Below are 12,060 nucleotides of genomic sequence, written 5' to 3'. Positions count from 1 at the left end.
GACGAATCGCCTGGGAGTAAGCACTAAAAAGGACGCCTCGGCGTCCTTTTTAGTCGATTGATTAGTCCCGTTGTTGCTGCGCCAGCTTCTGTTTCAAGTCGGCGATTTCCGTCAGCATCTGTTGTTGGTTGGCTTCCATGCGTTCGAGTACCAGATCCAACTCGCTCTTGATGACCTTGCTTTGGTTTTCCAGGCTCTCTTGCTCATCGGGAGCGACAAATAGTGATGCCATATAACCGGAAATAACCCCGAAGAAACTGACCCCGCAGACGATGACTACGCCACCTATCACATGGCCCACAGTCGTCACAGGGTAAAAGTCACCGTAACCTACGGTGGAAATGGTCACTATTGCCCACCAGATGGCGTTTTCGGCGGTTTGAATATTGGCACCTTCGACGCCGCTTTCCACCAGCAACATCAATACCGAGGCTATGGTGATGATGGTGACCATGGATACCAGCAAGCTGGCGATGGTGGCCTGACGCCTTTGCTTCAGCAGTGGCCCTATCAGGGAACGACTCATGCGAATGAGCCTCAATACCCTGAGGATCTGAAATAAACGGGCAAAGCGCAGTGCTTCAATCGCCGGAATACTGGCGACAAAGTCGACCCAGTGAGACTTGATATAGGTGAGTTTATTCTCTGCCCGGAACAGACCCACCAGGAAATAACTCATAAAGATAAAGCAGATACCCGTATCGATATAAAACAACAACTTGTGGGTTTCAGGATCGACAGGGACAAAGGTCATGATAAGGATCACAACCACAGAGATCAGCGACAACATCATCATCGCCAATTCGAAAGGGGAGACCTGAACAGGCGGTTTCAGGAACCAGCGAGATTTATCCGGCATTGGTTCTTCCATTGAGAAACTTTGTATCCTTTCAGGGTAAAAGACTTGCCGTTAGCTGTAAACGCGCTTGTTTATTGCTCGTCTACGAATTGTACCAGGTCTTCCAATACCCGTTTTTTGATTTCCAATTGCGCATCCGGAGCCAGGCCGTATTTTTCGGCGAGCTGGACATAATCGGTGGGGCTGAGCGAAACGGTTAACCGTGGCCGCTTGGGACGCTTGGCCACGGATAAACCCAATATCATGCGTATCTGATCTGAAGGGCTGACACCTGTATCCAGGGCCGCCTTGCGGATGGAGTATTGAAACCTTTCATCCAGATCAAAAGCTACCTGAGTCGCCTTGGCAGCCTTTTGGTTTTGTAACCATTTTTCCGGATAAGGGTGGTTCTTGCTCATGCCGCATTATTCTCCTGGCCAGTAGTCACGAATATCGCTGAGGGGGCGGTAAAGGGTCAGCGCAACGTCGGTTTCGCCGCCTTCATAGACTTCGATATCCAGAGCGCGAGACTCATCGTCATCCAGCAACTGATAGCTTTCGAAGGCATCACCTGTTGCACCGTCAGCATCCTGAGGCGGCCTGAGTCCACGGTAATCTTCCCGGTGGAAATAGCCAAACTCAGCAAAACTGACCTGATGGTAGTGTTTCCCGAGCCATTGCTCAAGCATCTCAGTCTCGGCAGTGAGTGCCTTGGTACTCAGCTCAGCTTTCCCCGGCTCATCGAAGATCGCGGAGAAATCATCCAGATCGAATAAGGCATCCACCTGAGCGCGGCTTATCTTCAGCGAGAAAGCCAGCCAGGTTTCGTCGTCTTCATCCAGCCCCAGATAGATGGCTTCGCCGCTGTGCCCCTTGAGTACCCACTCAGTCGACTGACTGCGCTGATACTCATAGGTATTGACGGCTTCGACCCTAAGCTGCTGCCCGCGCAGATGCGCGGGCAGGGCAAAGCTGTCATCAAGGGAGATCATATCGCCCTTTTGCAGCTCTGATGGGTGCTTAAGCTGACGCACTGGAGTTTCTTTTTTGCCAAACAGGCTGCCAAAGAATCCCATAGGTTATCAGCCTTTCTTGGCTTTCAAACGCTCGAGCACATCGCTGGCGTTGCTCTTCTGCTCGCCGATACCGGCTTCAGCCAGCTTGGCTTTCAGCGATTGGTCGCTGTTCTCGGCTTCCAGATTTTCGGCAGCCTTCAGGCGGTCGTCAAACTGTTGCTGACGTGCCTTGATACGCTCCAGTGAGTCTTTGGCGTTGAGCAGCTTGGAGTTGCTTGACGCGAAAGAGTCGGTAATGGAAGCCGTGGCTTTTTGTACGCTTTCAGTGGTCTTGACCATGCTCAACTGACGCTGATAGTCGGCCAGCTGACGTTCGGTCTTCTTCACCAGATCTTTCAGGCGGGCAGCATGGGCGCTGAAGCTGTCATTGGCAGTTTGTTGCTCGGCCAGTTCCATTTCCAGCTGGGCAATCTTCTCGGCCACTTCCAGTGCCAGAGTTTCATTGCCTTTTTCCAGTGCCTGAGTGGCATAGCCTTCATGCTCGGCGACAGCACGCTTAATGCGATCGATTTCACGGCTGGCTTGCATCTCTTTGGCCATCACATCTGTCAGTTCACGCTTGGCCTTGGTGAGGTGTTTCTCGGCGTCACGGATCTCCTGTTCGAAGATGCGGGTTGAGTTGGCATCCACTATGCTTTGGCCGACTTCGTTGGCCCCACCGCGGAATGCTGTAAGAATTTTGTTCAGTATGCCCATGATTTGGCTCCTTATTTCAAAAAGTCGACCAGTTCGTCAATGACTTCGAGACAGTTGTCAGACAGGACAGAGAGTTCCTGCTCTATTTCCAGCATGCTCGATTGCAGGGAGAGTGCACCGTAAACCACATATTTATCGTCAATCTTGGCGAATGAAGACAGTGGCATAGGGATGTTGAGTTCCAACATGGTTTCAAACATCTCGGCACGGCGTTCCTGCTTGAGTTCATCCTCTCCCCAGAGATAACTGATGCAGAGGATTTGGTTTTCCGTTACCGAAACAAATACGGGGATCTCTTCACGGCCAACCACATTGACCTGCAACACTTCTACATCCCCTTCAATGGGGTAACAGTCAAACTGGAACCCAGTAGAGCTGTTGTCGCCAAGTCCATTTAAATGATTGGCAATAGTGTGAATATTCATATTTGTCCTCTTTGACATATTATGTCTGCGTTTAAAGATAACACCGAGACATAATATGTCAAGCGTTATCTTTGCCTGTTTAAAAGGTTGCTACACCCTGTTCATCTGTCCATGCCTGCAGGTGGTAGTAATACAGCTGCAGTGAGCCTATGGTATTGGGCTGAACCTGGTCCATCTTAGTGTAAAACTGTTTCGGAAACTCGAAGGCTCCGCGAATAAGCCCGGGCGTCAACCAGTCATCCTCTACCGGCAGTTGCTGCATCTGCTGCAGCCGGCTCTTGGCGTCCTGGCCATTGAGTGTCCCTATGGTCCAGCCCCATTCGCCAAAGCTGGGCACATTGTGGTGATACTGATTCACCTTGAATCCCGCCAGTGCCAGGGTCTTGCCTACAGAGATAAAGGCCTTGGTCGCATGGTAAGGCGAGGTGGACTGTATACTGATGGCCCCATCTGCGCTCAAAAGTTCCCTGAGTTTTTTATAAAACAGGTCTGAATAGAGCTTATTGAGATCCGGATGTGAGGGATCAGGCAGATCCACTATGATGGCATCGTACTTATCGCCGCGGGCCAGCAAGCGGTCGACACCGTTAAAGGCATCGTCGAAAACCATTTCCACCCTGGGATCGGCAAAGGCGTTGCCGTTGAGGCCGAGCAATGCTGTCCTGAGATCTTCCGGTACTTCAGCCCCAGGTTCTTTGAACAGTTTGACCATCTCGGCATCGAGATCCACCAGAGTGACCTGCTTGGGTTGCCATTTCAGTACCTGTTTCAAGCCCAATCCATCACCGCCGCCTATGATCAACACCTTGTCGTGACGGGCACTGGCAGCCAGAGTCGGATGTACCAGAAAGGCGTGATAGATATGCTCATCGCTGGAGGAGAACTGCAGCCGGCCATTGATATAGAGGGAGTAAACAGGCGGCAGATGGTTACCCATCAGGCGCTTGGTCAGTGTCAGTTGCTGAAACCGGGTAGCCTTGGCATAGACCACCTTGTCTTGATACAGGAGGTTGTTGAATCCTTGCTCCCAGGTCGGCCCCTTGATGGCCAGCATCAGCAGCACTCCTGTGGCCAGTACGTGTGCCGCCAGTAACCAGTTGGCGGCGCGGATCCTGTCCCTGAAGCGGATGATAAAGATAAACCCGGCCAAGAGGTTAAAGGCGGCGGTCATGGCTGCAGCCAGCTGGATATCCAGCGCCAGCATAAAGCCGACCCAGAGCGCCGCACCCACACCAGCACCTATATAGTCGGCGCCATAAATGGTGCCGGCATTATGCAACAGGTGTTCATCGGACAGTGCCTGACGCACCCTGGCGATGAGCGGGATCTCCATGCCTATCATCAAACCGAGCAACACACCCCAGAGATAGGGCAGGTAGCGGGATAACTCCTGAAAACGGCCGATAAAGCCACCCTGAGGCAGATGATCCGGCGGTAGCCCCAGGGTTCGTCCTATCAGTTCCGGCAGCTCGTGGCCAAAGCCGATGACGGCCGCGGTGATTAGAATCGCCAGCGAGCCCAGCAAGGCGACAGTCAATTCCAATACTGCAAAGCCACTGAAGGCGCACTTTATCTTGCGGGCGGCAAAGGCCCCCAGGCCCATGGAGACTATCATCAAGCCTATCATGGTGTAGATGGCTGCCTCGAGGGCGCCCAAAATGCGCCCGGCATAATGGGAAAGCAGGTATTCGTATATTAGACCACAGGCCGCCAGTACCCCCATGATCCCCAGAAGCAGGGCATCATCGAGGGCACCTAAGTGGCGTCTGTTGGGCTCTTGGGTGTTGGCGTTACTACTTAATGCCACGGGATCAGGCCATCAAAGCGGTGAGGATCAGCGCAACCGCTATGCTGATCGCCATTTCAACTGCGGCCAAGCCTATGTTGTGCTGCTTCTCCACCTCATCGGCGAGGTCAATTTTTGCCAGCACCAGGAGTTTGACCAAGGGCAGCAACAGGCTCAGTACCACCAACATAATGAAGGAGAACACCAGCCAGCCAAGGGCGTTGGTGACATAGGCTTCAGGGCTGAAGACGATAAAGTGACTGGCGGCATTGAAGCTCAGTGCCATGGCGATCATCGCCCCGGCATGACGTATCGCCAGGGCGGTATTTCCCTGCGCCAGCGCCTGCTGCATTGAGCTGTCCTGGTTGCGGGCGGCGTAGCGATTCTCTCTGAGGCGGGTCAGCAACACCAGCATCAATTGAGAAATAGCGAAGGCGCTGAGGATGGCAATAAAGGTATCCAGGGTCAGATCTTCGGCCCACAGCAGCACGGCACGGATAATAATTGCTGTGGCGATAGCGGCCGAGGCATCGACTATGGCAACCGACACATTGCCTTTGAGCACCAGGGCGTTCTTGTCGATATTATTCAAGGCGATTTTATCGTGCAAAAAGCGCCCCAGTTTTATCAGCACTAGCCCAAACAGGCCATAGGCGCTCATGCCGATGGCTTCCTGCAGATAACTGTGAGCGGCGGCGCCGGTAATGGCGCCGGTCAGCACTATACCCAGTGCCGCCACAGCGCCGGCGGTGCTGATGCCGAAGGCGAAGTTGTCTCTGACCGCCAGCTCTTCACTGCTGTTTACCCGAACACTCCAGCCCTGCAGGTAGCGGGTCAGAGTGAGCAGTACCACGGCGATAGAAAGGTCGATGGCGAGTATGACGGCCAGTTCCTGAGTGATGCCGAATTCCTGAAATAGAGTCATGTTCATTCCTTAAGTTGTGATCCTGGCTGAGTTATTTGCCCCGGCTGACACCACGGCTGGTGCGACTGCCAGAATTACGGAAACTGCTGTCTTTAGAGTAATTTGAGCGAAACTTGCTGGCCGTTTGTCCACTGCTGGATGGCTTGGGTGCGGCGCTGCTCTGACGAGAGAGGGCGCTTGAGCCGGAGCGGGACTTGGCATAAGGGCTGTCAAAGCGTTTGCCTTGAGAGTCGAAACGTTTTTTGGTGCGCTCATAGACCTGGGTTTGGGCTTTAGCCTGCTTGGGGGAGGTATAGCGATAGCGCCCCACATCATTGTAGTAGCTGTAATCCCTGCCTCTGGACCAGTTGTCATAATAAACCGGCCTGTGGAACAGGTTGGAAAACATGGAGTACATGCCATACCAGGCCCAAAAGGACATGCCGTTGGAATCGGTTTGCCACTGGCCATAGGCGGGGTTACCCACTAACTGGCTGCCGGCACCAAAGTCTTCCGAGCCATTGGCCAGGGTTGAAGCCTCGCGGCTGATGGCGTTGACCCTGGCGAGTTTGCCCTCTGACATATCGGCAATCACATTGACGGGATCTGACAGCATGTCGTTGAACAGGCTAGAGTCCAGTGCTTGATAGAGGTTGTTTCCCTCTTCCAACTGTTGGTCAAGATTGACAAAGTTGCTCGCCACCTTGGCGTCTTTCACCCTGCTTTCCAGTGACTTGTACAGTGGTCCCTTACTGGTGGCATCCAGTGTCAGTTGTTCCACCAGCGGCTGTAGCTCCGGCCGCTGCTGCGCCAGAATTTGACCATACTGTTTGAGTAAGATGCCATTGCGCAGCTGGTCTTTGTCCAGCATCTGGCCGAGTTTTTCCAGACGTTGGTCATTCAGCTGTTGCAACTGGGCAATCTGCTCGGGTCTGTCGTCACCGCAGGCTGTCAGTGATAACAGCATCAGCAGACTGAGAATACGGATCAGCATTCCTGCCATGTTTTCTCCATTATGATAAGCACTTGAGCCCGGCAAACGCTGCTAAAACCTCTGGTCCCCGTAGGCCGTCAGTGCAAGTTGGTGTAATCTGTGCACAGAGTATCACCCACAAGAATTGGGGTGAAGTCAGAATCATCTGCATCGGCCGGTTAAAATCCATGTCGAGCGGACGTTTGTGCGGCAAAGATGACATAATATGTCTAAATAGTCTTGAATACAATCGAACAGGGATAACTATGGAATTGGGGTGTGACAGTCAAAAGCCGTTTTCCGAGTTGCTGTGCAAACAGGCCGGTAAGCATTGGCATCTGCTGGTGGAGCGCTGGCCTGAGGTGGTTACCGAGCTCAGCCTCATCGAGCAGCAGGAGCTGCAGCGGGTTATGGGCCTGAGTGATTATGTTGCCACTCAGCTGTGCCGCCACCCTGAATGGATTGCCCCCTTCTTTAGCGGCCAGCTCACTCGCCTGGATAGACAAGACTTTGCCGACGAAATCCAATCCCTGCTCGACCCTGTCACCCAGGAAGAAACCGCCAAGTCAGTGCTGCGAAACTATCGCAACCGGCAAATGGTGCGCCTCGCCTGGCGCGACTTCATGGGTTATAGCCCGCTGCAGGAGTCACTGCTCGATCTCTCTGTATTGGCTGAGGCGCTGATCATCGGCGCCAGAGACTGGCTCTATCGCGAAATGTGCCAGAGTCTGGGAACCCCCTGTGACTGCAACGGCAAGCCACAACCTTTGATGATCCTGGGGATGGGTAAGCTGGGCGGCCGTGAGCTGAACTTCTCATCTGATATCGACTTGATCTTTACCTTTCCGGAACACGGTGAGACCCAGGGCGGTCGGCGCAGCCTGGATAACCAGCAGTTCTTTATCCGCATGGGGCAACGCCTGGTCAATCTGCTGGGGCAGGTCACAGTCGACGGTTTCGTGTTCCGTGTCGACATGCGTTTGCGCCCCTATGGAGAGAGTGGCCCGCTGGTGGTCAGCTACAGCGCCCTTGAGGATTATTATCAGGAGCAGGGGCGTGACTGGGAGCGTTACGCCATGGTCAAAGCCCGCGCGCTTGGTCCCTGGACTCAATACTCGGATGAGCTTCACGACCTGCTACGCCCCTTTGTTTACCGGCGTTATATCGACTTTTCTGCCATAGATTCCTTAAGGCGGATGAAGCGCCTGATTGCCCAGGAAGTGCGTCGACGACAGCTCAAGGACAACATCAAACTCGGTGCCGGCGGTATCCGCGAAGTGGAGTTCGTGGTGCAGAGTTTTCAGCTTATCCGCGGCGGCCGGGAGCCGGCGCTGCGCAGTCAAAGCCTGTTCGATGCCATAGATACCCTCTTTAGTTTGGGGCAACTTGAGTACCTGGCAGTAGATGAACTCAAGCAGAGTTATCTGCTGCTGCGCCGGGTAGAAAACCTGTTGCAGGCCATAGGGGATAAACAGACCCAAACCCTGCCGGATAACGGCCTGGATTGGCATCGTCTCTGCTACGCGTTGGGGATGGCCAATGAGGCAGAGCTGCGCAGTGAGGTTGAGGCCGCCATGTTCAAGATTCATCGCCATTTTCGCGATACCGTCGGCGGTGATGAAGACAATGAGGAGCAAAGCGACAGCTGGGCCTGTCAGCTTTGGGTCTGTGACAGCGAGGAAGACATACAATCGCTGCTGGCCGAGCGAGGCATAGAAGACAATGAACTCTGGAGCAGTCTGGCTCATTGGCGCGAGACGGTATCACGTCGGGCCATAGGGCCAAGAGGGCGGGATACCCTGGATAAGCTGATGCCGAAAATGCTTGAGGAGCTGACGCTGCAGCCCAATCCCGGCAAGGCATTCAAGCCGGTAACCGGCGTACTGGAGCAGATCCTCACCCGTACCACTTATCTTGAACTTCTGTGTGAAAACCCTGGCGCCCGCCAACAATTGGTGAGCCTGTGTTGTGCCAGTCCCTGGATTGCCCAGCAGCTGGCGAAATTCCCCATGTTGCTGGATGAACTGATCGATCCGGCGCAGCTTTATGACACCACCTCTCTGGATGACTACGGCAGTGAACTGCGCCAATACCTGCTGCGGGTTCCGGAAGAGGATATGGAGCAGCAGATGGAGGCGCTCAGGCAGTTTAAACTGTCGCAACAGTTGAAAATTGCCGCCGCGGATGTCACCGGGGTCTTGCCTATCATGCAGGTCAGCGATCACCTGACTTTTCTTGCCGAGGCCATCATAGAGCAAGTGGTGCAACAGGCCTGGCAGCAAATGACAGAGCGCCACGGCGTGCCGCCTGGCCTGGCTGAAGGGGAGATAGGTTTTGCCGTCGTCGGCTATGGCAAGCTGGGTGGCATTGAGCTGGGCTACGGCTCGGATCTCGACCTGGTGTTTCTGCACAATGCCAAGGGCGGTTCGACTGACGGTGACAAGCCGTTGGATGTAGGGCACTTCTATCTCAAACTGGCGCAGCGGATATTACACCTGTTTTCCACCCGCACCATGTCGGGCGAGCTTTACGAGGTAGACATGCGCCTGCGACCATCGGGCGCCTCCGGGCTCTTGGTCAGTGAAATTGGGCATTTCGGCGAGTATCAGCAGCAGGAGGCCTGGACCTGGGAACATCAGGCTTTGGTTCGTGCCCGCTTTGTCTTCGGCGATAACGCCCTGGCGCAGGAATTTCAGGCGGTGCGTGACAGCGTGCTGCGCCAAGCAAGAGACAGGAAACAGCTGGCCAGCGAAGTGCGTGAGATGCGCCTTAAGATGCGCGACCATCTGCTCAAAGCGCCGCAGGGAATGTTCGATCTTAAACAAAGCGTTGGCGGTATCGCCGATATTGAGTTTATCGCTCAGTATTTGGTGCTGGCCCATGCCCATAAGCACCCCGAGCTGTGTATCTGGTCTGATAATGTGCGGATTTTTGAGGTGTTGGCTGAGCTTGAGCTGCTGCCCTTGATGTCGGCGCAGCATCTGACTCAGGCCTATTGCATGCTGAGGGATGAAAACCACAGGTTGACTCTGGCCGGTTTGCCAGGGCTGGTGGCACAGGAAAAAGTGGCGGAGCAGGCCGAACGGGTCAGTAACATCTATGAGCTTATCCTGGGGCAATAGTTTACCGGTGCGCTCAGGCTATCTATAGTTAACGGAGAAGTTTTGTCGATTGCTTTGCCTGAAGCCACTGTTGAGGAATGCCTATGCCAAGACCCCAAAAGCCCTTGGATGAGCCACTAAGGCTGGCTACCCTGCAAGGACTCGGGGTGTTGGATACCGAAGCAGAGGAGCGCTTTGATCGCATCAGCCGCATGGCGCAGCGACTGTTTGAAGTGCCCATCTGTTTGGTTAGTCTGGTTGATGCCAAACGACAATGGTTCAAGTCCAGCTTAGGGAAGGTGCGAATAAGTCCTCGCGGCACTCTGGCTGACACAGCAATTGGCGTTCAAGGCATCTGACTGAAGGCATGCCGGGGCCTGTCGAAGTCGGATAACGCAGAGAGCCGGTTGCTGTGAAAGCCCCAAAGGGCGTGGCTTACAAGCCTGCCTGCTGTGTTGTGCTTCTTGCAAAGGACTAGGGCCATTTGCTGCGAACCACGCCTTGCATCCAGGCCTGTAAGCCGACGCAGAGCACGCATGGGACTTGTTCGCACCTTCCTTAGGTATCTCCCTCAGGGAGACACCCAGAGATCAGTCGTTTTGTGGTCATGCCATCCTGTCGCCTGAATCCATGCTGATCCCGGATACTCTCAAGGACCCTCGTTTTGCCGACAACCCTCTGGTTACCGGCGCTCCCCATATCCGCTTTTATGCCGGTTATCCTTTGACTATGCGCAATGGTTGTAGGGTTGGCACCTTCTGCATCATAGATGTACGCCCAAGAGAACTGTCCCAGGAAGATAAGCTGTGTCTGGAAGATCTCGGCCATATGGTGGAAAACGAACTGCAGCATATGGAAGAGGTCTGTCAGGATGAACTCACCGGCGTGGCCAACCGCCGGGGCTTTGAGTTACTGGGGGAGATGGCACTGTCTTCCTGTTGTCGTGAAAGTTTCTACGGTGCCTTACTGTATCTGGATCTCAACGAATTCAAGCCCATTAATGATACCTATGGTCACAGTGAAGGTGATGCCGTGTTGCAGGCCTTTGCCGCCATGCTGGTGAGCTGTTTCCGCGAGTCGGATGTGGTAGCCAGGCTTGGAGGTGATGAGTTTGCCGTACTGCTGACCCATTTGCGACCATTGGATGTCAGAGCCATCAAGTTGAGGTTCCGTAAAGCCTTGGCCGAACTCAACTTCCGCTTGGCAAAACCCTATCAGATCCGTGCCAGCCTCGGAGAAGCCCTATACGATCCGGCCCAACCCAGAAGCTTGGCCGAGTTGATGGCTCAGGCCGACGGCTTGATGTACCGCAGAAAGCCGGGGCGCGATTAGCTGGGTTGGCGTTTTGTTTTCTTAAGTAACCATCAAGTCATTACAACGGGCGACCAAGTCCTGAATTAGCCGCTTGCCCATATGGTTCAGGCTGGGCGCAGCATGCAGTACCAGTTCCATCGGTAATGGCGGTGGCAGAGTCTCTTGCTGAATATGGGCGTCTGTGAGCAGGCGTTTGGGCAACAGGCTCACTCCTATGCCTGCGGCTACAGCGGCTTTCACCTGTGACAGTGAATTACTGACTTGCACCATTTGCCACTCTATCCCGGTTTCATCAAGCAGCTGGATCATCTCACTTCGATATAAACCACCATTGGGAAAGGCCACCAAAGGTAGCGGGCGCTTTTCTGCCAGCGAGTGGCTGCGACTGTCGAACCAGCAAACAGGTTCTGGCCAGCAGGCGACGCTGCGACTGGCGCCGAGGCGTTGTTTCACCAGCACTATATCCAGTTTGCCATCACGAAATGCTTCATAAAGGCCTTGGCTCAGCCCAGATGTCAGTTCCAGTTGTAATGTCGGCTCCTGGCGTTGCAGCTCGGCCAACACCTGGGTCAGTACCTCACCGGCAAAATCTTCCGGCACTCCCAATCGAAGTGGGGTAAACGCCTCTTGTGTTCGACCTCCGGCTTCCCGCATCAGCGCCAGTATCTGTCTGGCATAAGTAAGCAGTCGCTCACCTTCCGGTGTGGTTTGGGCATAACGGCCACTGCGATCCAGTAAAGGATAACCCAATTGTTGCTCCAGACGGCGAAGCTGCTGGCTAACTGTTGACTGGGTCAGGTGAGTGGCGGCCGCGGCGCGGGTGAAACTGCCACTGTCGGCGACGGCGACAAAGGCCCGCAGTAATACAGGATCGAGCAGTGCCAGGTTGGCGGGAGAATGAGGTGTTTTCATCAGTACCGGATTAGTGAGAATTCCACTGATGAATA

12 protein-coding genes are annotated in these 12,060 nt (G+C 54.2%); 3 read left to right on the top strand and 9 right to left on the bottom strand.

Features of this window, described 5'->3' with window-relative positions; translation table 11 throughout:
• Positions 1 to 61 precede the first annotated feature (61 nt).
• The 8 genes from ACF8D4_RS19820 to ACF8D4_RS19785 form a co-directional block, all read right to left on the bottom strand.
• Positions 62 to 859: an ion transporter gene (locus tag ACF8D4_RS19820; RefSeq protein WP_144191759.1), complete on the bottom strand. Its 798-nt coding sequence runs from the start codon at positions 857 to 859 to the stop codon at positions 62 to 64.
• A gap of 71 nt (positions 860 to 930) precedes the next feature.
• On the bottom strand, positions 931 to 1,257 hold the full coding sequence (locus ACF8D4_RS19815) for a hypothetical protein (RefSeq protein WP_025010356.1): 327 nt from the start codon (positions 1,255 to 1,257) through the stop codon (positions 931 to 933).
• A 6-nt stretch (positions 1,258 to 1,263) separates the two neighbouring features.
• Positions 1,264 to 1,914 carry a hypothetical protein gene (locus tag ACF8D4_RS19810; RefSeq protein ID WP_025010357.1) on the bottom strand — a complete coding sequence of 217 codons (651 nt, stop codon included), beginning with the start codon at positions 1,912 to 1,914 and terminating at the stop codon, positions 1,264 to 1,266.
• A gap of 6 nt (positions 1,915 to 1,920) precedes the next feature.
• Positions 1,921 to 2,610: a PspA/IM30 family protein gene (locus ACF8D4_RS19805; protein ID WP_025010358.1), complete on the bottom strand. Its 690-nt coding sequence runs from the start codon at positions 2,608 to 2,610 to the stop codon at positions 1,921 to 1,923.
• Positions 2,611 to 2,621: 11 nt separating this feature from the next.
• A complete protein-coding gene (locus ACF8D4_RS19800; RefSeq protein WP_025010359.1) occupies positions 2,622 to 3,035 on the bottom strand; it encodes a YjfI family protein in 414 nt (137 codons plus the stop codon).
• Positions 3,036 to 3,114: 79 nt separating this feature from the next.
• Positions 3,115 to 4,842: a polyamine aminopropyltransferase gene (locus ACF8D4_RS19795; RefSeq protein ID WP_208192810.1), complete on the bottom strand. Its 1,728-nt coding sequence runs from the start codon at positions 4,840 to 4,842 to the stop codon at positions 3,115 to 3,117.
• A 4-nt stretch (positions 4,843 to 4,846) separates the two neighbouring features.
• Complete coding sequence (locus ACF8D4_RS19790) at positions 4,847 to 5,746, bottom strand: DUF350 domain-containing protein (protein WP_025010360.1); 900 nt, start codon at positions 5,744 to 5,746, stop codon at positions 4,847 to 4,849.
• 31 nt (positions 5,747 to 5,777) lie between these two features.
• On the bottom strand, positions 5,778 to 6,728 hold the full coding sequence (locus ACF8D4_RS19785) for a hypothetical protein (RefSeq protein ID WP_044733743.1): 951 nt from the start codon (positions 6,726 to 6,728) through the stop codon (positions 5,778 to 5,780).
• Positions 6,729 to 6,964: 236 nt separating this feature from the next.
• Here ACF8D4_RS19785 and glnE point away from each other — a divergent pair, with 236 nt between their 5' ends.
• The 3 genes from glnE to ACF8D4_RS19770 all read left to right on the top strand — a co-directional run bounded on the left by glnE (position 6,965) and on the right by ACF8D4_RS19770 (position 11,131).
• A complete protein-coding gene (glnE, locus tag ACF8D4_RS19780) occupies positions 6,965 to 9,820 on the top strand; it encodes a bifunctional [glutamate--ammonia ligase]-adenylyl-L-tyrosine phosphorylase/[glutamate--ammonia-ligase] adenylyltransferase (protein ID WP_345852608.1) in 2,856 nt (951 codons plus the stop codon).
• 83 nt (positions 9,821 to 9,903) lie between these two features.
• Complete coding sequence (locus ACF8D4_RS19775; protein WP_208141309.1) at positions 9,904 to 10,158, top strand: hypothetical protein; 255 nt, start codon at positions 9,904 to 9,906, stop codon at positions 10,156 to 10,158.
• Between the two features lie 184 nt (positions 10,159 to 10,342).
• On the top strand, positions 10,343 to 11,131 hold the full coding sequence (locus ACF8D4_RS19770; protein ID WP_082052689.1) for a sensor domain-containing diguanylate cyclase: 789 nt from the start codon (positions 10,343 to 10,345) through the stop codon (positions 11,129 to 11,131).
• A gap of 21 nt (positions 11,132 to 11,152) precedes the next feature.
• Here the strand turns inward: ACF8D4_RS19770 and ACF8D4_RS19765 are convergent, their stop codons facing one another.
• Positions 11,153 to 12,025, bottom strand: coding sequence for a LysR family transcriptional regulator (locus ACF8D4_RS19765; RefSeq protein WP_392466858.1), 873 nt, complete (start codon positions 12,023 to 12,025; stop codon positions 11,153 to 11,155).
• Positions 12,026 to 12,060 lie beyond the last annotated feature (35 nt).

The sequence above is a fragment of the Shewanella sp. YQ_9 genome (assembly GCF_043103185.1).
Taxonomy (GTDB): Bacteria; Pseudomonadota; Gammaproteobacteria; order Enterobacterales; family Shewanellaceae; genus Shewanella; species Shewanella algae.
Note: the sequence above shows the minus strand (reverse complement) of the source record. Positions and strands in the feature narration are given on the sequence as shown.

What these genes read in the sequence shown, in the direction of transcription:
- ACF8D4_RS19765 (WP_392466858.1), bottom strand. Translation starts at nt 12,025, where the DNA reads ATGAAAACACCTCATTCTCCCGCCAACCTGGCACTGCTCGATCCTGTA.
- ACF8D4_RS19775 (WP_208141309.1), top strand. Translation starts at nt 9,904, where the DNA reads ATGCCAAGACCCCAAAAGCCCTTGGATGAGCCACTAAGGCTGGCTACC.
- ACF8D4_RS19805 (WP_025010358.1), bottom strand. Translation starts at nt 2,610, where the DNA reads ATGGGCATACTGAACAAAATTCTTACAGCATTCCGCGGTGGGGCCAAC.
- ACF8D4_RS19800 (WP_025010359.1), bottom strand. Translation starts at nt 3,035, where the DNA reads ATGAATATTCACACTATTGCCAATCATTTAAATGGACTTGGCGACAAC.
- ACF8D4_RS19785 (WP_044733743.1), bottom strand. Translation starts at nt 6,728, where the DNA reads ATGGCAGGAATGCTGATCCGTATTCTCAGTCTGCTGATGCTGTTATCA.
- ACF8D4_RS19815 (WP_025010356.1), bottom strand. Translation starts at nt 1,257, where the DNA reads ATGAGCAAGAACCACCCTTATCCGGAAAAATGGTTACAAAACCAAAAG.
- ACF8D4_RS19810 (WP_025010357.1), bottom strand. Translation starts at nt 1,914, where the DNA reads ATGGGATTCTTTGGCAGCCTGTTTGGCAAAAAAGAAACTCCAGTGCGT.
- ACF8D4_RS19790 (WP_025010360.1), bottom strand. Translation starts at nt 5,746, where the DNA reads ATGACTCTATTTCAGGAATTCGGCATCACTCAGGAACTGGCCGTCATA.
- glnE (WP_345852608.1), top strand. Translation starts at nt 6,965, where the DNA reads ATGGAATTGGGGTGTGACAGTCAAAAGCCGTTTTCCGAGTTGCTGTGC.
- ACF8D4_RS19820 (WP_144191759.1), bottom strand. Translation starts at nt 859, where the DNA reads ATGCCGGATAAATCTCGCTGGTTCCTGAAACCGCCTGTTCAGGTCTCC.